The sequence below is a fragment of the Zhihengliuella flava genome, from assembly GCF_015751895.1.
In the GTDB taxonomy this organism is placed as follows: Bacteria; Actinomycetota; Actinomycetes; order Actinomycetales; family Micrococcaceae; genus Zhihengliuella; species Zhihengliuella flava.
Genome location: NZ_JADOTZ010000001.1, coordinates 2,372,875 through 2,391,053, shown reverse-complemented (window position 1 = coordinate 2,391,053; position 18,179 = coordinate 2,372,875). Strand labels below are relative to the sequence as shown.

Below are 18,179 nucleotides of genomic sequence, written 5' to 3'. Positions count from 1 at the left end.
AGGTGGTGAGCGCCCTTCGCGGGTGCGGGAAGTCTTTACTTGTAGCGGTAGGTGATGCGGCCGCGGTTCAGGTCGTATGGGCTGAGTTCAACCACGACCCGGTCCTCGGGAAGGATTCGAATGTAGTGCTGACGCATCTTGCCCGAGATAGTGGCAAGCACGACGTGTCCGTTCGGCAGCTCAACGCGGAACATCGCGTTGGGAAGAGCTTCCGACACGGTGCCCTCTACCTCGATGACACCCTCTTTCTTGGCCATATCCTCCGCTAACGTTTGTGCCGGTGGCAGGTGCTCCCGGCGCTGATAGTTACTGGCCCTCCCCGCCTCTGCCCCAGCCGCAGGCGAACCGCAACATTTTTGGGCACAGACATAGAGACAACCAACAATCAAGCCTACCGTTTTCAGACGTTAAACAGAAATCCAATGTCTGCGACCTCCGCCACAGGCCAACACGAGCCTCGGACCAACGGGATCTAGGTGAGGATCGGCGAAGGCGTGACCCCGTACTTCGCCAGGCGCTCGGCACCGCCGTCGTGTGCCGTGAGCACCCAGATGCCGCCCATGGTCACCGCAACGGAATGCTCCCACTGGGAGGCGCGGGAACCGTCGGTGGTGACAATCGTCCAGTCATCGTCCAGCACAGCGGTCTCGATGCTGCCGCGCACCAGCATCGGCTCGATGGCCAGAACCATGCCCGGTTTCACGCGAGGGCCCCGATGACCCGAACGGTAGTTGAGCACATCCGGCGGCATGTGCATTTCGGAGCCGATGCCGTGGCCCACGTAGTCCTCGAGGATGCCGAGCGGCTCGCCCGGCTGGCCGGAGACGAAGTCGTCAATCGCCTCGCCGATCTGACCGACAAACCGTGCGTTGGCGAGTGCAGCGATCCCGGCCCACATGGCTTCTTGGGTGATCTCAGACAGGCGCTGATCGGCCGGGTCGGCCTCACCGATGATCACGGTGCGCGCCGAATCGGCGTGCCACCCGTCCACAATGCAGCCGCCGTCGATCTTCAGGACGTCTCCGTCACGGAGCACCCGACTGCCCGGGATCCCGTGCACGACTTCCTCGTTGACGGACGCGCAGATGGTCGCCGGAAAGCCGTGGTATCCCTTGAAGTTACTCGTCGTGCCGTGCTTGGTGATGACGGATTCGAAGATCGCGTCGAGCTCGGCCGTCGTCATCCCCGCCGCCGCGGCGGCGACGGTCGTATCCAACGCCTCGGCAAGCACCAGGCCTGCCTCGCGCATTTTGAGGATCTGCGCGTTGGTCTTGTATTCAATCTTGGACGAGCGGAAGCTCATGCTGTGGGCCCTTCACTAGTTACTCGCCGCTCCCCTGCCGCGGTGCGGCAATAGGTGGCGGAACGACGGCGGCAGCCCCCGCTGGTGGGAGCGGGAGCTGCCGGCTGTGACACGGATGTTGCTTAGGCGTCGTTGCCCAGCGCGTTGACGAGACGGGTGGTGACCTCGTCGACCTCACCGAGGCCGTTGACCTCGCGCACAATCCCGCGTTCCCGGTAGCGATCGACGACGATCGCCGTCTGCTCATGGTAGAGGGCGAGACGGTGGCGAATGACGTCCTCGGTGTCGTCGGCACGCCCCTCGATCTCGGCACGCTTCAGCAGGCGCGTGACCAGTTCTTCATCGTCCACCGTGAGCATGAGGACCGCGTCGAGCTGCTGACCGTTGTCCTGGAGGATGGAGTCCAGTTCGTCCACTTGGGCCGACGTCCGCGGATAGCCATCGAGGAGGAATCCATCGGCGACGTCCTCCTGCGCCAGACGATCGCGGACCATGTTGTTGGTCACGGAGTCCGGGACGAAGTCGCCAGCGTCAATGTACTTCTTGGCCTCGAGGCCCAGCGGGGTCCCGCCCTTGACGTTCGCGCGGAAGATGTCGCCGGTGGAGATGGCCACCACGCCCAAGTTCTCGGAGATGCGTTCTGCCTGGGTGCCCTTGCCCGAGCCTGGGGGGCCCACAATGAGAAGTCGTGTCATCGCAGAAGTCCTTCGTAGTGTCGCTGCTGCATCTGAGCATTGATTTGCTTGACGGTTTCAAGACCCACACCCACCATGATGAGGATCGAAATACCACCAAATGGGAAGTTCTGGTCTGCATTGATCAGCACGATCGCGAGTAGCGGGGTGAGCGCAATGATGCCCAAGTAGATGGAACCTGGGAACGTGATTCGGCTGATGACGTACTGCAGATACTCCGCGGTCGGACGCCCGGCGCGGATACCAGGGATGAAACCACCATACTTCTTCATGTTCTCCGCCACCTCAGTGGGGTTAAAGGTGATCGAAACATAGAAGTAGGTGAAACCGATGACCATCAGCACATAGATCGCCATGTACAGCGGGCTCGAGGTGCTGAGGTTGACTGAAACCCATTCCGCCCAGCCCGGCAGCGTGCCGTCGTCGTTGGTGTTGAACTGAACCAGCATCGTCGGCAGCGCCAGCATCGACGAGGCGAAGATGACGGGAATGACGCCGGCCATGTTGACCTTGATCGGGATGTACGTCGACGAGCCGCCCACGGTCCTGCGGCCCACCATGCGCTTGGCGTATTGGACTGGAACCCGGCGCTGGGACTGCTCGACGAAGACGACGGCGGCGATGGTGACCAGGCCAATCAAGATGACGGCGAGGAAGATGGCCCATCCCTGCGCACGGAAGATATTGCCCATGGACGCCGGGAAGCCGGCCGCGATCGACACGAAGATCATCATGGACATGCCATTGCCGATGCCCTTCTCGGTGACCATCTCACCCATCCACATGATGGTGACGGTACCTGCGGTCAGCACCAGGATCATCAAGAGGATCACCACGAGGCTGTCGTCGGGAACCACCGGCAACTGGCATCCCGCGAACAGCAAGCCGCTGCGGGCCAGGGAAACCAAAGTGGTGGCCTGCAGCAGGGCGAGCGCGATGGTCAGATAGCGCGTGTACTGGGTCAGCTTGGCCTGCCCGCTCGAGCCTTCCTTGTGGAGCTCCTCGAAGCGCGGGATCACCACACGCAGCAGCTGCACGATAATCGCTGCGGTGATGTACGGCATGATGCCCATCGCAAAGATGGAGACTTGGAGCAGTGCGCCGCCACTGAAGAGGTTGACGAAGTCGTACACGCCTCCGGTGGTATTACCCAACGCGAGGCATTGCTGCACATTGCCGTAGTCGACACCGGGAGTCGGGATGAAGACTCCGATGCGATAGATCACAATGATCCCTAGCGTGAACAACAACTTGCGTCGCAAGTCAGGCGTCCGGAATACCCGGGCAATGGCGCTAAACAAGCGTCCTCCTGAAAACAGTGAACCGGCTTCGGCCGAATGGACTACTCGAGTCTACCGGTAACCGTGAGCTGTCACTCACGTCAGACGGCCGAGGTATGAAAAACTTCCTGAAATGTTCGCCGGACGAGAAAAGGCCCCCAGACTCAGGACATTGTCCATGAGCCCGAGGGCCTTTCGTCTAGCTGAGGTCCAAGACCTTAGAGCGCGGTCGTGGATCCGCCAGCAGCAGCGATCTTCTCCGCAGCGGACTTGGAGAAGGCGTCAGCCTTCACGTCCACCTTGACGGAGATCTCGCCGGTGCCGAGCACCTTGACCGGCTGGTTCTTGCGAACCGCACCCTTCTCCACGAGGGCCTCGACGGTCACGTCGCCACCCTCCGGGAAGAGCTCCGCGATCTTGTCCAGGTTCACGACCTGGAACTCGACGCGGAACGGGTTCTTGAAGCCGCGCAGCTTCGGCAGGCGCATGTGCAGCGGCAACTGTCCGCCCGCGAAGCCTGCCTTCACCTGGTAACGGGCCTTGGTGCCCTTGGTACCGCGGCCTGCCGTCTTACCCTTCGACGCCTCACCGCGACCCACGCGGGTCTTTGCGGTCTTGGCGCCTTCGGCCGGACGCAGGTGGTGAACCTTTAGTGCGTTGTCCTTCTCTGCCATGATTACTTCGCCTCCTCAACCTTCACGAGGTGCGGAACCGTATTGACCATGCCCACGGTCACGGCGTCGGCGTCGCGGACCACGGTGTGGCCGATTCGCTTCAGACCGAGCGAACGCAGGGTATCGCGCTGGTTCTGCTTGCCACCAATGGTGGACTTGATCTGGGTGATTTCCAGCTTTGCGTCGCTGGGGACCAGGTTCTTCGCCATGAGGTTCAAGCACCTGCCTTCTCGTTGAGGGTGCGCAGCATCGGGGCCGGCACAACCTCGTCCATGGCCAGACCACGGCGAGCGGCGACGGACGCCGGCTCCTCGAGACCCTTCAGAGCAGCGATGGTGCCGTGCACCATGTTGATCTGGTTGGCCGAGCCCATGGACTTGGACAGGACGTCGTGGATACCAGCGCACTCGAGCACGGCGCGAATCGGGCCGCCGGCGATCACGCCGGTACCCGGTGCAGCCGGGCGCAGCAGTACGACGCCGGCAGCGGCCTCGCCCTGCACCAAGTGCGGGATGGTGGTGCCGACGCGCGGAACACGGAAGAAGTTCTTCTTCGCTTCCTCGACACCCTTGGCGATGGCCGAGGGAACTTCCTTGGCCTTGCCGTAGCCAACGCCGACGAGGCCGTTGCCGTCGCCCACCACCACGAGTGCGGTGAAGCTGAAGCGACGGCCGCCCTTGACGACCTTGGAAACGCGGTTGATGGTCACAACGCGCTCAAGGAACTTGTCCTTGTCATCGTTGCGGTTATCGCGGGAATCGCGGCCACGGCCACGACCCTCACCACGGCCACGGCCTTCGCCACGGCCGCGGCCCTCGCCGCGACGTCCACCGGTGTTCTCCGCCTGGGCGGTCTGCTCAGTAGCTTCAGACACCTGGGTTTCCTTCTCGTTAGTTGCTTCGCTCACAGTGCCAGACCACCTTCCCGTGCGCCGTCGGCAACCGCGGCCACGCGGCCGTGGTACTTGTTACCGCCGCGGTCAAACACGACAGTCTCAACGCCGGCAGCCTTGGCGCGCTCGGCGACGAGCTCGCCAACGCGCTTGGCCTTGGCGGTCTTGTCACCGTCCAGCGCACGCAGGTCGGCTTCCATGGTGGAGGCCGAGGCCACGGTGATGCCCTTGTTGTCGTCGACAATCTGGACGAACATGTGGCGGGCCGAACGGTTCACGACGAGGCGCGGACGGACGGCGGTACCCGTAACCTTCTTGCGGAGGCGCAGGTGGCGACGACCGCGAGCGGCCGACTTGCTCTTGCCCTTAATTCCGATAGCCATGATTACTTACCAGCCTTTCCGACCTTGCGGCGGATTCGTTCGCCTTCGTAGCGGATGCCCTTGCCCTTGTAGGGATCGGGGCGGCGCAGCTTGCGGATGCTGGCTGCAACCTCACCGACGCGCTGCTTGCTGATACCGGACACGATCACCTTGTTGGTGCCCTCCGCGGCGAGCTGGATGCCCTCCGGAGCCTTGATCGTGATCGGGTGCGAGTAGCCGAGCGCGAACTCCAGGTCCGTACCCTTGGCGACCACGCGGTAACCCGTGCCGTGGATTTCCAGCTTCTTGCTGTAGCCCTCGGTCACGCCCTGGATCATGTTGAAGATCAAGGTGCGAGTCAGGCCGTGCAGCGAACGAGCCTCGCGGGTCTCGTCGGGACGGCGGACCGTCAGGGTGGTGTCTTCGATTTCGATCGACATGATCGGCGAAATCGTCTGGACCAGCTCGCCCTTCGCGCCCTTCACGGTGACGTCATTGCCGTCAACCTTGACCTCAACGCCGGACGGGATGGTGATTGGACGTACTCCAATACGCGACATGTGTCTGTTCTCCCTTCCCGTTACCAGACGTAGGCGAGGACTTCCCCACCCACACCCTTCTTGGCTGCCTGGCGGTCCGTGAGCAGACCGGAGGACGTGGACAGGATGGCAATGCCGAGGCCGCCCAATACGTGCGGGAGGTTATTGGACTTCGCGTACACGCGCAGGCCCGGCTTCGAAATGCGGCGCAGGCCAGCGATGGAACGCTCGCGGTTCGGGCCGAACTTCAGGGTGATGGTCAGCTTCTTGCCAACCTCTGCTGCCTCTTCCACGTACTCGGCGATGTAGCCTTCACGCTTCAGGATCTCCGCAACGCGAATCTTCAGCTTCGACGACGGCATGGTCACCGAGTCGTGGAAAGCCGAGTTGGCGTTGCGCAGACGAGTCAGCATATCTGCGACAGGATCTGTCATAGTCATGTGGGCTTCTGCCCTTCCTCGTTGTGGTATCCGCTACTGCGGCGGACCTGCAACGTAGTGTTTCTAGTTTTCGGTCTTGAACGGGAAGCCCAGGGCGCGCAGCAGCGCACGGCCTTCGTCGTCAGTCTTGGCGGTGGTCACCACGGTGATGTCCATACCACGAGTGCGGTCAACCTTGTCCTGGTCGATCTCGTGGAACATAACCTGCTCCGTCAGACCGAAGGTGTAGTTGCCGTTGCCGTCGAACTGCTTCGGGCTCAGGCCACGGAAGTCGCGAATACGCGGCAGGGCCAGAGTCACGAGACGGTCAACGAATTCCCACATGCGGTCGCCGCGCAGCGTGGCGTGGGTACCGATCGGCATGCCCTCACGCAGCTTGAACTGAGCGATGGACTTGCGGGCACGGGTCACCACGGGCTTCTGGCCGGTGATGGCGGTCAGGTCGCGGACGGCGCCCTCAATGAGCTTGGAGTCCTTGGCGGCCTCGCCGACACCCATGTTCACAACGACCTTGGTCAGGCCAGGAACCTGCATGACGTTCGCGTAGTTGAACTCGCCCTGGAGTGCCTCGCGGACCTCGGAGAGGTACTTGGCCTTCAGGCGCGGCTGGATCTTCACAGCTGCATCAGTCATTAGAGAGCCTTTCCGGAAGCCTTGGCGTAGCGAACACGCACGGTCTTCTGCACGCCGTCCTTCTCAACGGTCTCCTCGCGGAAACCGACGCGGGTCGGCTTGTTGGTCTCCGGGTCAACGACCGCGACGTTGGAAACGTGCAGCGGTGCCTCAACCTTCTCGATGCCGCCGGTGGCGGCACCCGAGGCGTTCTGACCAGCCTTGACGTGCTTGGTGATGATGTTGATGCCCTCGACGAGAACGCGGTTCTCAGCCGTGAACACCTTCAGGACCTTGCCCTGCTTGCCGAGGTCGCCGCCCCGGTCCTGCTTGGCACCGGTGATGACCTGAACGAGGTCACCCTTCTTGATCTTTGCACCCATGAGTTACAGCACCTCCGGAGCGAGCGAAACGATCTTCATGAACTTCTTGTCGCGAAGCTCACGCCCGACCGGCCCGAAGATACGGGTACCGCGCGGCTCGCCCTCATTCTTGAGGATCACAGCTGCGTTCTCGTCGAACTTGATGTAGGAACCATCCGCACGGCGGCGTTCCTTCTTCGTGCGGACGATGACGGCCTTGACGACGTCGCCCTTCTTAACGTTGCCGCCAGGAATTGCATCCTTGACGGTGGCGACAATCGTGTCGCCGATGCCTGCGTAGCGACGGCCAGAGCCACCGAGAACGCGGATGGTCAAGATTTCCTTGGCACCCGTGTTGTCAGCAACCTTGAGTCGCGACTCCTGCTGAATCACTATTTGCTCCTGTCGTCTCGCTGGTTCTCGAATAGAGCCTTGCGGAACGGATATGTACCACCCGGGACTAGCGCTTACCCCCACCTCGAAACAGCGCGGCACGCCTTCAGTGGCAGCTGCTATGAGTGAGGCAGGGCCGAGGCGAATGCCCCAGGGCCATGCCGTGGGTTCACCGAAAATCGGCTCTCACACGAATGTCTGCGCACCAGGGTGGATAGTCCGGGCACGCAGAACGCACAGATTTACAAGTCTAGACGATGTTGGCTTCCATCACCAAACCCGTGATATAGAACAACGCCGGCCCCATCCCCTGAGGGTTGGGACCGGCGTCGTCTCTGAAAAAATCGAGGTGTCGGGAGGCCTTACTTAGCCTTCTCGACGATCTCGACCAAGCGCCAGCGCTTATCCGCGGACAGCGGACGGGTCTCGGCGATAACCACCAGATCGCCGATGCCGGCGGTCTGCTGCTCGTCGTGAGCCTTGACCTTCTTGTTGCGGCGCATGACCTTGCCGTAGAGGGAGTGCTTCACGCGATCCTCCACGTCCACGACGATGGTCTTCTGCATCTTGTCGGAAACCACGTACCCGCGAAGGGTCTTGCGGTAACCGCGGGCTTCTGCCTGCTCAGCCACTGCGTTCTCCTTCTCGCTCATTACTTGGCGTCCTCTGCGGATGCGTCTTCGCGGATGCCCAGCTCGCGCTCGCGCAGCACCGTGTAGATGCGGGCGATGTCGCGCTTGACAGCCTTGAGACGACCGTGGTTCTCCAGCTGGCCGGTGGCCGACTGGAAACGGAGGTTGAACAGCTCCTCCTTGGCCTTCTTCAGCTCCTCGACGAGGGCCTCATTGTTCTGGCCTTCCAGCTTCTCGATAGCAAGATCCTTGGATCCAATTGCCATTCTTATTCACCACCCTCACGGCGCACGATGCGTGCCTTCAACGGCAGCTTGTGGATCGCCAGGCGCAGGGCCTCGCGTGCCACTTCTTCACTGACACCGGAGAGCTCGAACATCACGCGTCCCGGCTTGACGTTGGCAACCCACCACTCCGGCGAACCCTTACCGGAACCCATGCGGGTTTCGGCCGGCTTCTTGGTCAGCGGGCGGTCCGGATAAATATTGATCCAGACCTTACCGCCACGCTTGATGTGGCGGGTCATGGCAATACGAGCGGCCTCGATCTGGCGGTTCGTCACGTAGGCCGGAGTTTCAGCCTGAATGCCGTACTCGCCGAAGGACACCGTGGTACCGCCCTTAGCAGCGCCCGAACGCTTCGGGTGATGCTGCTTGCGGAACTTAACTCGGCGTGGGATCAGCATTACGCCTGTCCTCCTTCTGCAGCAGCCGGTGCCTCAGCCTTAGCCTCGGTGTTCACCTTGGCGCCGGTGTTGCGGTCGTTACGACGACGGCGTTCGCCACCGCCGCGACCACCGCGGTCGCCGCGGCCACGTGCCGGAGCGGCGGCAGCCTGGGCTGCGAGCTCCTTGGCGGTCACGTCGCCCTTGTAGATCCACACCTTCACGCCGATGCGGCCGAAGGTGGTCTTGGCCTCGAACTTGCCGTAATCGATGTTCGCGCGCAGGGTGTGCAGCGGCACGCGACCCTCGCGGTAGAACTCCTTACGGGACATTTCGGCGCCACCCAGACGGCCGGAGCACTGGACACGAATGCCCTTGGCGCCGGCGCGCATGGCGGACTGCATGGCCTTCTTCATCGCGCGACGGAACGCCACGCGGGAAGCGAGCTGCTCGGCGATGCCCTGGGCCACCAGCTGAGCTTCGATCTCCGGGTTCTTGACCTCGAGGATGTTCAGCTGAACCTGCTTGCCCGTGAGCTTCTCGAGCTCGCCGCGGATGCGCTCGGCCTCCGCGCCGCGACGGCCGATCACGATGCCCGGGCGGGCGGTGTGGATGTCAACGCGAACGCGGTCACGCGTACGCTCGATCTCCACCTTCGCGATGCCGGCGCGCTCCATGCCGGTGGTCATCAGCTCGCGGATCTTGACGTCCTCGCGGACGAAATCCTTGTAGCGCTGACCCGCCTTGTTCGAATCGGCGAACCAGTGCGACACGTGGTCGGTGGTGATGCCGAGTCGGAATCCATTCGGGTTGATCTTCTGACCCATTTAGTTCTCCCCACCCTTCTCCGAGGTTGAAACAACCACGGTGATGTGGCTGGTGCGCTTGTTGATGCGGTACGCGCGGCCCTGGGCACGCGGCTGGAACCGCTTCATGGTCGCGCCCTCGTTCACGAAGGCCTGGCTGATCACCAGGTCATCCTCGTTGAACGCAACCCCGGCACGGTCGGCGGCAACGCGAGCGTTGGCGACGGCCGAAGCGACAACCTTGTAGACCGGCTCCGAAGCGCCCTGCGGGGCGAACTTCAGAATCGCGAGCGCCTCGTTCGCCTGCTTGCCACGAACAAGGTCGACGACGCGCCGGGCCTTCATAGGCGTTACGCGGATGTGACGCGCAATAGCCTTGGCTTCCATTGCTTTCCTTCTCTCGTCTATCGAAGAAGTGCAGTGCAGCTAGTCCCTTGCGGGATTAGCGGCGCTTGCCCTTCTTGTCGTCCTTCACGTGGCTGCGGAAAGTCCGCGTCAGAGCGAATTCGCCGAGCTTGTGCCCGACCATCGACTCGGTGATGAACACCGGCACGTGCTTGCGTCCGTCATGTACGGCGATCGTGTGGCCGAGCATGTCGGGCACGATCATCGAACGGCGGGACCACGTCTTGATGACGTTCTTGGTGCCCTTTTCGTTCTCAGCAACAACCTTCAGGTAAAGGTGCTGATCGACGAAGGGGCCTTTCTTCAGGCTGCGTGGCATGTTTCCAGGCTCCTATCGCTTGTTCTTGCCAGTACGGCGACGGCGCACAATGAGCTTGTCGCTTTCCTTGTTCGGACGGCGCGTGCGGCCTTCCTTCTTACCGTTCGGGTTGACCGGGTTACGGCCGCCGGACGTCTTGCCTTCACCACCACCGTGCGGGTGATCAACCGGGTTCATCACCACACCACGGACGGTCGGGCGGATGCCCTTCCAGCGGTTACGGCCAGCCTTACCCCAGTTGATGTTCGACTGCTCGGCGTTGCCGACCTCGCCGACCGTGGCGCGGCAGCGCACGTCAACGTTGCGGATTTCGCCGGACGGCAGACGCAGCTGCGCGTACTTGCCCTCACGGGCCACCAGCTGAATCGAAGCGCCAGCGGAACGAGCCATCTTGGCGCCGCCACCCGGGCGGAGCTCCACTGCGTGAATCACGGTACCGACCGGGATGTTGCGCAGCGGCAGGTTGTTGCCTGGCTTGATGTCAGCGTTGGGGCCAGCCTCAACGGTGGCACCCTGAACCAGCTTGTTCGGGGCGATGATGTACCGCTTGGTGCCGTCCACGTAGTGGAGCAGAGCGATACGAGCCGTACGGTTCGGGTCATACTCGATATGAGCGACCTTGGCCGGCACGCCGTCCTTGTCATGACGACGGAAGTCGATCAGACGGTAGGCGCGCTTGTGGCCGCCACCCTTGTGCCGGGTGGTGATCTTGCCGCTGCTGTTACGACCACCGGTCTTCGTCAGCGGGCGAACCAGCGACTTTTCCGGAGTGGTCCGAGTGATTTCTGCAAAGTCGGCGACGGACGAGCCACGCAGGCCCGGCGTCGTCGGCTTGTACTTACGGATTGCCATGTTTATTCCTCGTTAAAGTGGTCTCCGCTTAGGAAAGCGGACCGCCGAAGATGTCGATCGTGCCTTCCTTCAGCGAGACGATGGCACGCTTGGTAGCGTTGCGCTCGCCCCAGCCGAAGCGGGTGCGCTTGCGCTTCCCGGCACGGTTATTGGTGTTGACCGAAGCAACCTTCACGCCGAAGATCTTCTCCACGGCGTACTTGATTTCGGTCTTGTTCGAGTTCGGGTCGACCAAGAAGGTGTACTTACCTTCGTCGATCAAGCCGTAGCTCTTTTCCGAGACGACGGGAGCAATGATCACGTCGTGCGGAGCTTTGGTGAAGGCGGCGCTCACTTGGCTTCCTCCTTGTTAACCAGGGCATCGAAGGCAGCCTTGGTGAACACCACATCGTCGGCAACCAGCACATCGTAGGTGTTGAGCTGGTCGACGTAGATGACGTGGATGTTCTCGAGGTTGCGCGCGGAGAGCGCGGCAACATCATCGGCACGATCGATGACTACGAGCAGGTTCTTGCGCTCAGTGAGAGCACGCAGGGTTGCCAGCGCTTCCTTGGTGGACGGCTTCGCGCCGGAGACCAAGGACTCGATGACGTGGACGCGATCGTGGCGAGCGCGATCAGACAGGGCGCCACGCAGAGCAGCTGCCTTCATCTTCTTCGGCGTACGCTGCGAGTAGTCGCGCGGGGTCGGTCCGTGCACAATTGCACCGCCGGCCATATGCGGGCCCACCATGGAGCCCTGACGGGCGCGGCCGGTGCCCTTCTGCTTGAACGGCTTCTTACCCGTGCCCGAAACCTCGGAGCGGGTCTTCACCTTGTGCGTGCCCTGGCGGGCGGCGGCCAGCTGGCCGACGACGACCTGGTGCAGCAGCGGAACGTTGGTCTGGACGTCGAAGATCTCAGCGGGGAGATCAACCTTCAGTGCAGAGTTAGCCATTTGCTTATGCTCCCTTCACGGCAGAGCGCACGAGGACGACCTGGCCGCGGGCGCCCGGAACGGCACCCTTGATCAAGAGGAGGTTCTTGTCGGCATCCACGCCATGAACCGTGAGGTTCAAGGTGGTCTGACGGACGTTGCCCATACGGCCAGCCATGCGCAGGCCCTTGAAGACGCGGCCCGGGGTGGAAGCTCCACCGATGGAACCCGGCTTGCGGTGGTTCTTGTGCTGGCCGTGCGAGGCGCCGACGCCGGAGAAGCCGTGGCGCTTCATCACACCGGCGAAGCCCTTACCCTTGGTCTTGCCCACGACGTCGACCTTCTGGCCGGCCTCGAAAGCCTCGACGGTCAGTTCTTGGCCGAGCTCGTAGGACTCGGCGTCCTCGGTGCGCAGCTCGACGACGTGGCGGCGAGGCGTCACGCCTGCGGCCTCGAAGTGGCCGGCCAGCGGCTTGGTGACCTTGCGCGGGTCGATCTGGCCGTAGCCGATCTGCACGGCGGCGTAGCCATCGCGGTCGGCGTTGCGCAGCTGGGTGACAACGTTCGAGTCGGCCTGGACGACGGTAACCGGGATGAGGTTGTTGTTCTCGTCCCACACCTGGGTCATGCCGAGCTTCGTGCCCAACAGACCCTTGACATTACGGGTTGCGGTCATAGTCTCTCAGCACCTCCCCTTAAAGCTTGATTTCGATGTTGACATCAGCCGGCAGGTCGAGACGCATGAGCGAGTCGACGGCCTTCGGAGTCGGATCGACGATGTCGATCAAGCGCTTGTGAGTGCGCATCTCGAAGTGCTCGCGGCTGTCCTTGTACTTGTGGGGCGAACGGATAACGCAGTACACGTTCTTTTCCGTTGGCAGCGGCACGGGGCCGACTACGGTTGCGCCTGCGCGCGTGACCGTCTCAACGATCTTCCGGGCAGAAACGTCAATGACCTCGTGGTCATACGACTTCAGCCGGATGCGGATTTTCTGTCCCGCCATGGCGTCATGCCTCTTTCTGATAGCACTCTCTGTACAGTTGCTGTGCCCTCGACGTGATCCTCCAACGGATCGGCACGCCTCGCACGGGCTGAATCCGGAAACATGATCCGGGTTCCTCACCCCGCCGAGGTCCGACCCCCGTAGTCGGGCGTGTCGCGCATCCTTTGCGAACGAATTCGCAAACAATGACCGCCCTGGGGATCGTGTGACGTTGGTCCGCTCTGCCGGTTGGATTCGACCCTGCCCCGGGCATTATCCCGGGCGGGACGCAATCTCTGTTGGTCTAGCCTCGAGCGGTCAGCTACCCAAGGGGCGGCCGTGAATGACCCAAGACACAGAGCGGCGCTTGAACAACTTGTCTAGTATCGCACGGATGGTGAGGCTGACGCCAATCGCAGGCGCTGTGCGCTTGGCTACACCACTGCGCAGGGCAAAGTCCCGCTCACCCACGACGAAGGCCCCCGCCGTCGTGAGACGGCGGGGGCCTTCGAAAAGCCTGACGGCTAGATCCTTAAGGTCAGAACCTTACTTCAGGATCTTCACAACGCGGCCGGAGCCCACGGTGCGGCCACCCTCGCGGATAGCGAAGCCGAGGCCCTCTTCCATGGCGATTTCCTGGATGAGCTCAACGGTCATCTCAGTGTTGTCGCCCGGCATGACCATTTCGGTGCCCTCCGGCAGCGTGATAACGCCGGTGACGTCCGTGGTACGGAAGTAGAACTGCGGACGGTAGTTCGAGTAGAACGGGTTGTGACGGCCGCCCTCATCCTTGGACAGGATGTAGACGTTCGCCTCGAAGTTGGTGTGCGGGGTGATGGAACCCGGAGCCACAACAACCTGACCGCGCTCGACGTCCTCGCGCTTGATGCCGCGAAGCAGCAGGCCGCAGTTCTCGCCGGCCCAGGCCTCGTCGAGCTGCTTGTGGAACATCTCGATGCCGGTGACCGTGGTCTTCTGCAGCGGACGGATGCCGACGATCTCGACGTCCGAGTTGATCTTCAGGGTACCGCGCTCGGCGCGGCCGGTGACGACGGTGCCGCGACCGGTGATCGTGAAGACGTCCTCGATCGGCATCAGGAACGGCTTGTCGGTGTCACGCACCGGGGTCGGGATGTACTCGTCGACGGCCTCCATGAGGTCCTCAACAGCCTTGACCCACTGTGCGTCGCCCTCAAGAGCCTTGAGGCCGGAGACGCGGATGACCGGAGCGTCATCGCCGTCGAACTCCTGGTCCGACAGCAGCTCGCGAACCTCCATCTCGACGAGGTCGAGAAGCTCTTCATCGTCGACCATGTCAGCCTTGTTGAGCGCAACGAGGAGCTTCGGAACGCCAACCTGGCGGGCCAGCAGCACGTGCTCGCGGGTCTGAGCCATCGGGCCGTCGGTCGCGGCGACAACGAGGATGGCGCCGTCCATCTGAGCAGCACCGGTGATCATGTTCTTGACGTAGTCAGCGTGACCCGGGGCGTCCACGTGAGCGTAGTGACGGGCGTCCGTCTGGTACTCGATGTGGGCGATGTTGATCGTGATGCCGCGCTGGCGCTCCTCCGGAGCGGAGTCGATCATGCCGAAATCGCGCTGCTCGTTGAGATCCGGGTACTTGTCAGCCAGCACCTTGGAAATGGCAGCAGTCAACGTGGTCTTACCGTGGTCAACGTGACCGATGGTGCCGATGTTGACGTGCGGCTTAGTCCGCTCGAACTTTGCCTTCGCCACAGGTTCCTCCTAGAACGTTTTCAGAAGACTTACCCCGCCCACGCGGTTCGTGGACGAATCTCATGCAAGTCTACTGTGGGCTTGTTTATTTCGCTAAATTTCTGGTTTCCGTCAGCGCCCGCGTCAATGCCCGGGCCCTTCAGTCTGCCCCGTGGTGGGGCGGCCTAGCCGACCGCCCCACCACGATACCCGTAGCTCCTCATGAAGCCTTGGGCTCGTCGTTGATCCGTTGGACGAATTACTCGCCGCGGGACTTCTGGATGATCTCGTCAGCAACGGCCTTCGGGACCTCGGCGTAGCTGTCGAACGTCATGGTGTAGACAGCGCGGCCCTGCGTACGGGAGCGCAGGTCGCCGATGTAGCCGAACATCTCGGACAGTGGCACCTGAGCCTTGACCACCTTGACGCCCTGAGCATCCTCCATGGACTGGATCTGCCCACGGCGGGAGTTCAGGTCACCGATGACGTCGCCCATGTACTCCTCGGGAGTACGGACCTCAACGGCCATGACCGGTTCCAGGATCACCGGGTTGGCGCGGCGAGCGCCTTCCTTGAAGACCTGGGAACCGGCGAGCTTGAACGCCATTTCCGAGGAGTCGACGTCGTGGTATGCGCCGTCGACCAAGGTGGCCTTGACACCAACGACCGGGTATCCGGCCAGGATGCCGAACTGCATGGCGTCCTGGATACCAGCGTCAACGGACGGGATGTACTCACGCGGCACGCGACCGCCGGTGATGGCGTTCTTGAACTCGTAGAGCTCACCCTCGCTGTCCTGCGTATCCAGCGGCTCGAAGGAGACCTGAACCTTGGCGAACTGGCCGGAACCACCCGTCTGCTTCTTGTGGGTGTAGTCGACCTTTTCGACAGCCTTCTTGATGGTCTCGCGGTAAGCAACCTGCGGCTTACCCACGTTAGCCTCAACCTTGAACTCACGCTTCATGCGGTCCACCAGGATGTCCAGGTGAAGCTCGCCCATGCCGCCGATCTCGGTCTGGCCCGTCTCTTCGTTGAGCGAGACGGTGAAGGTCGGATCCTCGGCCGCGAGCTTCTGGATCGCGGTGGAGAGCTTCTGCTGGTCGCCCTTGGTCTTCGGCTCGATGGCCACGGAGATCACGGGCTCCGGGAAGGACATCGACTCGAGAACGATCGGGGCGTCCGTCGCGGACAGGGTGTCGCCGGTGGTGACGTCCTTGAGACCGATCACGGCGTAGATGTGACCAGCCACGACCTCCTCAACCGGGTTCTCCTTGTTGGAGTGCATCTGGAACATCTTGCCGATGCGTTCCTTCTTGCCCTTCGTGGTGTTCAACACCTGCATGCCAGGCGTACCCACGCCGGAGTACACGCGAATGAAGGTCAGCTGGCCGAAGAACGGATGCGCAGCAATCTTGAAGGCCAGAGCCGAGAACGGCTCGTCCTTGCTCGGCTTACGCGTGATTTCCTTCTCCTCGTCGGCCGGGTCGTGGCCGATCATCGGCGGCACGTCGAACGGCGCCGGCAGGAAGTCGATCACGGCATCGAGCATCGGCTGCACGCCGCGGTTCTTGAACGCCGAGCCGCAGAAGACCGGGTAGGCCTCGGAGTTGATCGTCATCTGACGGATCGCAGCCTTGAGCTCGTCGACGGTGATTTCCTCACCCTCGAAGAACTTCTCCATCAGCGCCTCGTCAGACTCCGCAACCTGCTCGATGAGCTTGGCGCGGTACTCCTCGGCACGCTCCTGGAGATCCTCCGGGATCTCGCGCGTCTCGTAGGCAGCACCCATGGTGACGTCACCCTTGGAGTCGCCCGGCCAGACGAGGGCCTTCATCGACAGCAGGTCAACGACGCCGACGAAGTCGTTCTCGGCGCCGATCGGCAGCTGCATCACCAGAGGCGTCGCGCCCAGGCGATTGATGATGGTATCCACCGTGAAGTAGAAGTCGGCGCCCATCTTGTCCATCTTGTTGACGAAGCAGATGCGCGGGACGTTGTACTTGTCGGCCTGACGCCACACGGTCTCCGACTGCGGCTCAACACCTTCCTTACCGTCAAAGACGGCAACGGCGCCGTCGAGGACGCGCAGCGCGCGCTCGACCTCGACCGTGAAGTCAACGTGACCCGGGGTGTCGATGATATTGATCTGGTTGTTGTCCCAGAAGCAGGTCACGGCGGCAGACGTGATGGTGATGCCGCGTTCCTTTTCCTGCTCCATCCAGTCGGTCGTCGAAGCACCGTCGTGCGTCTCGCCGATCTTGTGGTTCACACCCGTGTAGAAAAGGATGCGTTCCGTCGTGGTGGTCTTACCGGCATCGATGTGGGCCATGATGCCGATGTTGCGGACCTTCTTGAGGTCGGTGAGCACATCCTGTGCCACGTTGTCTCCCTTTGTCGGTCGATCTGGGGACGACGGCGGCTCCAGCCCGGAGGCATGGGGGCCGCCGCCCTCCTCACATCATATTTACCAGCGGTAGTGAGCGAAGGCCTTGTTGGACTCGGCCATCTTGTGAGTGTCTTCGCGACGCTTCACAGCGGCACCGAGACCGTTCGACGCGTCGAGGATCTCGTTCATGAGACGCTCGATCATCGTCTTCTCGCGGCGGTCCTTGGAGTAGCCGACCAGCCAGCGCAGTGCCAGGGCGGTGGAGCGGCCCGGCTTCACGTCGACCGGGACCTGGTAGGTGGCGCCACCGACGCGGCGCGAGCGAACCTCAAGGGCCGGGCGGACGTTGTCCATAGCCTTCTTGAGAGTCGCCACCGGATCAGAGCCAGTCTTGGCTTCGGCACCGGCCAGAGCACCGTAGACGATGCGCTCGGCGGTGGACTTCTTGCCGTCGACCAGAACCTTGTTGATCAGCTGAGTGACGAGCGGGGACCCGTAGACCGGGTCAGCAACGAGGGGGCGCTTCGGCGCAGGACCCTTACGAGGCATTACTTCTTCTCCTTCTTTGCGCCGTAGCGGGAACGAGCCTGCTTACGGTCCTTGACACCCTGGGTATCGAGGGCACCGCGAACGATGCGGTAGCGCACGCCCGGGAGATCCTTCACACGGCCGCCGCGAACGAGCACGATGGAGTGCTCCTGCAGGTTGTGGCCGACGCCCGGAATGTAGGCCGTCACCTCAACGCCACCGGACAGGCGCACACGGGCAACCTTACGCAGGGCGGAGTTCGGCTTCTTCGGGGTGGTCGTGTACACACGGGTGCACACGCCACGGCGCATCGGGTCGCCCTGAAGGGCGGGAGCCTTGGTCTTATTGACCTTCGGCGAGCGGCCCTTACGGACCAGCTGCTGAATAGTAGGCACTTTCGTGTCCTCTCAGTTTCTGTGAA

At 62.4% G+C, this 18,179-nt stretch carries 27 protein-coding genes and 1 pseudogene; all 28 read right to left on the bottom strand.

Annotated features, from left to right (window positions below; all coding sequences use genetic code 11):
• Positions 1-35: 35 nt before the first annotated feature.
• The 28 genes and pseudogenes from infA to rpsL all read right to left on the bottom strand — a co-directional run bounded on the left by infA (position 36) and on the right by rpsL (position 18,153).
• Complete coding sequence (gene infA / locus IW252_RS11015; protein WP_102159551.1) at positions 36-257, bottom strand: translation initiation factor IF-1; 222 nt, start codon at positions 255-257, stop codon at positions 36-38.
• 215 nt (positions 258-472) lie between these two features.
• Entirely contained in the window at positions 473-1,303 is an 831-nt protein-coding gene (gene map / locus IW252_RS11010; protein WP_196836594.1) for a type I methionyl aminopeptidase, read from the bottom strand.
• A 122-nt stretch (positions 1,304-1,425) separates the two neighbouring features.
• A complete protein-coding gene (locus IW252_RS11005; RefSeq protein WP_196836593.1) occupies positions 1,426-1,998 on the bottom strand; it encodes an adenylate kinase in 573 nt (190 codons plus the stop codon).
• On the bottom strand, positions 1,995-3,299 hold the full coding sequence (gene secY / locus IW252_RS11000) for a preprotein translocase subunit SecY (protein WP_196836592.1): 1,305 nt from the start codon (positions 3,297-3,299) through the stop codon (positions 1,995-1,997). Before secY ends, IW252_RS11005 begins: the two co-directional genes overlap by 4 nt.
• 197 nt (positions 3,300-3,496) lie before the next feature.
• The gene (rplO, locus tag IW252_RS10995; protein ID WP_196836591.1) at positions 3,497-3,952 is read right to left on the bottom strand and encodes a 50S ribosomal protein L15; all 456 of its coding nucleotides are present in this window, start codon (positions 3,950-3,952) and stop codon (positions 3,497-3,499) included.
• 2 nt (positions 3,953-3,954) lie between these two features.
• A complete protein-coding gene (gene rpmD, locus IW252_RS10990) occupies positions 3,955-4,161 on the bottom strand; it encodes a 50S ribosomal protein L30 (RefSeq protein WP_196836590.1) in 207 nt (68 codons plus the stop codon).
• A gap of 5 nt (positions 4,162-4,166) precedes the next feature.
• Positions 4,167-4,859 carry a 30S ribosomal protein S5 gene (gene rpsE / locus IW252_RS10985; RefSeq protein ID WP_331271519.1) on the bottom strand — a complete coding sequence of 231 codons (693 nt, stop codon included), beginning with the start codon at positions 4,857-4,859 and terminating at the stop codon, positions 4,167-4,169.
• Positions 4,856-5,227, bottom strand: coding sequence for a 50S ribosomal protein L18 (gene rplR, locus IW252_RS10980; RefSeq protein WP_196836588.1), 372 nt, complete (start codon positions 5,225-5,227; stop codon positions 4,856-4,858). Before rplR ends, rpsE begins: the two co-directional genes overlap by 4 nt.
• 2 nt (positions 5,228-5,229) lie before the next feature.
• Positions 5,230-5,766: a 50S ribosomal protein L6 gene (gene rplF / locus IW252_RS10975; protein WP_196836587.1), complete on the bottom strand. Its 537-nt coding sequence runs from the start codon at positions 5,764-5,766 to the stop codon at positions 5,230-5,232.
• Positions 5,767-5,786: 20 nt separating this feature from the next.
• Positions 5,787-6,185: a 30S ribosomal protein S8 gene (gene rpsH, locus IW252_RS10970; RefSeq protein WP_196836586.1), complete on the bottom strand. Its 399-nt coding sequence runs from the start codon at positions 6,183-6,185 to the stop codon at positions 5,787-5,789.
• A gap of 63 nt (positions 6,186-6,248) precedes the next feature.
• Positions 6,249-6,818 (bottom strand): 50S ribosomal protein L5, encoded by a 570-nt coding sequence (gene rplE / locus IW252_RS10965; protein ID WP_196836585.1) that lies wholly within the window; start codon positions 6,816-6,818, stop codon positions 6,249-6,251.
• Positions 6,818-7,180, bottom strand: coding sequence for a 50S ribosomal protein L24 (gene rplX / locus IW252_RS10960; RefSeq protein WP_196836584.1), 363 nt, complete (start codon positions 7,178-7,180; stop codon positions 6,818-6,820). Before rplX ends, rplE begins: the two co-directional genes overlap by 1 nt.
• Before the next feature lie 3 nt (positions 7,181-7,183).
• Positions 7,184-7,552, bottom strand: coding sequence for a 50S ribosomal protein L14 (gene rplN / locus IW252_RS10955; protein WP_196836583.1), 369 nt, complete (start codon positions 7,550-7,552; stop codon positions 7,184-7,186).
• Between the two features lie 362 nt (positions 7,553-7,914).
• Positions 7,915-8,205 (bottom strand): 30S ribosomal protein S17, encoded by a 291-nt coding sequence (gene rpsQ, locus IW252_RS10950; protein WP_196836582.1) that lies wholly within the window; start codon positions 8,203-8,205, stop codon positions 7,915-7,917.
• Positions 8,206-8,219: 14 nt separating this feature from the next.
• Positions 8,220-8,450, bottom strand: a pseudogene (rpmC, locus tag IW252_RS10945) (50S ribosomal protein L29); the annotation flags it as partial.
• 2 nt (positions 8,451-8,452) lie between these two features.
• Positions 8,453-8,869, bottom strand: a complete 417-nt coding sequence (rplP, locus tag IW252_RS10940; RefSeq protein ID WP_196836580.1) for a 50S ribosomal protein L16 — start codon at positions 8,867-8,869, stop codon at positions 8,453-8,455.
• Complete coding sequence (gene rpsC, locus IW252_RS10935; RefSeq protein ID WP_196836579.1) at positions 8,869-9,675, bottom strand: 30S ribosomal protein S3; 807 nt, start codon at positions 9,673-9,675, stop codon at positions 8,869-8,871. Before rpsC ends, rplP begins: the two co-directional genes overlap by 1 nt.
• Positions 9,676-10,041 carry a 50S ribosomal protein L22 gene (gene rplV / locus IW252_RS10930; RefSeq protein ID WP_196836578.1) on the bottom strand — a complete coding sequence of 122 codons (366 nt, stop codon included), beginning with the start codon at positions 10,039-10,041 and terminating at the stop codon, positions 9,676-9,678.
• 55 nt (positions 10,042-10,096) lie between these two features.
• Entirely contained in the window at positions 10,097-10,378 is a 282-nt protein-coding gene (gene rpsS / locus IW252_RS10925; protein WP_102159530.1) for a 30S ribosomal protein S19, read from the bottom strand.
• Positions 10,379-10,390: 12 nt separating this feature from the next.
• Positions 10,391-11,230 carry a 50S ribosomal protein L2 gene (gene rplB, locus IW252_RS10920; RefSeq protein WP_196836577.1) on the bottom strand — a complete coding sequence of 280 codons (840 nt, stop codon included), beginning with the start codon at positions 11,228-11,230 and terminating at the stop codon, positions 10,391-10,393.
• Positions 11,231-11,258: 28 nt separating this feature from the next.
• Positions 11,259-11,564, bottom strand: a complete 306-nt coding sequence (rplW, locus tag IW252_RS10915; RefSeq protein ID WP_196836576.1) for a 50S ribosomal protein L23 — start codon at positions 11,562-11,564, stop codon at positions 11,259-11,261.
• Positions 11,561-12,166 (bottom strand): 50S ribosomal protein L4, encoded by a 606-nt coding sequence (gene rplD / locus IW252_RS10910; RefSeq protein WP_196836575.1) that lies wholly within the window; start codon positions 12,164-12,166, stop codon positions 11,561-11,563. Before rplD ends, rplW begins: the two co-directional genes overlap by 4 nt.
• 4 nt (positions 12,167-12,170) lie before the next feature.
• Positions 12,171-12,821 (bottom strand): 50S ribosomal protein L3, encoded by a 651-nt coding sequence (rplC, locus tag IW252_RS10905; RefSeq protein ID WP_196836574.1) that lies wholly within the window; start codon positions 12,819-12,821, stop codon positions 12,171-12,173.
• Positions 12,822-12,840: 19 nt separating this feature from the next.
• Entirely contained in the window at positions 12,841-13,149 is a 309-nt protein-coding gene (gene rpsJ / locus IW252_RS10900) for a 30S ribosomal protein S10 (RefSeq protein WP_013349689.1), read from the bottom strand.
• Between the two features lie 525 nt (positions 13,150-13,674).
• A complete protein-coding gene (tuf, locus tag IW252_RS10895) occupies positions 13,675-14,865 on the bottom strand; it encodes an elongation factor Tu (protein WP_196836573.1) in 1,191 nt (396 codons plus the stop codon).
• 238 nt (positions 14,866-15,103) lie between these two features.
• The gene (fusA, locus tag IW252_RS10890) at positions 15,104-17,224 is read right to left on the bottom strand and encodes an elongation factor G (protein WP_196836572.1); all 2,121 of its coding nucleotides are present in this window, start codon (positions 17,222-17,224) and stop codon (positions 15,104-15,106) included.
• An 84-nt stretch (positions 17,225-17,308) separates the two neighbouring features.
• Entirely contained in the window at positions 17,309-17,779 is a 471-nt protein-coding gene (gene rpsG / locus IW252_RS10885) for a 30S ribosomal protein S7 (RefSeq protein ID WP_102159523.1), read from the bottom strand.
• Positions 17,779-18,153 carry a 30S ribosomal protein S12 gene (rpsL, locus tag IW252_RS10880; RefSeq protein WP_196836571.1) on the bottom strand — a complete coding sequence of 125 codons (375 nt, stop codon included), beginning with the start codon at positions 18,151-18,153 and terminating at the stop codon, positions 17,779-17,781. The genes rpsG and rpsL overlap by 1 nt, the downstream gene beginning before the upstream one ends.
• Between the last annotated feature and the right edge of the window lie 26 nt (positions 18,154-18,179).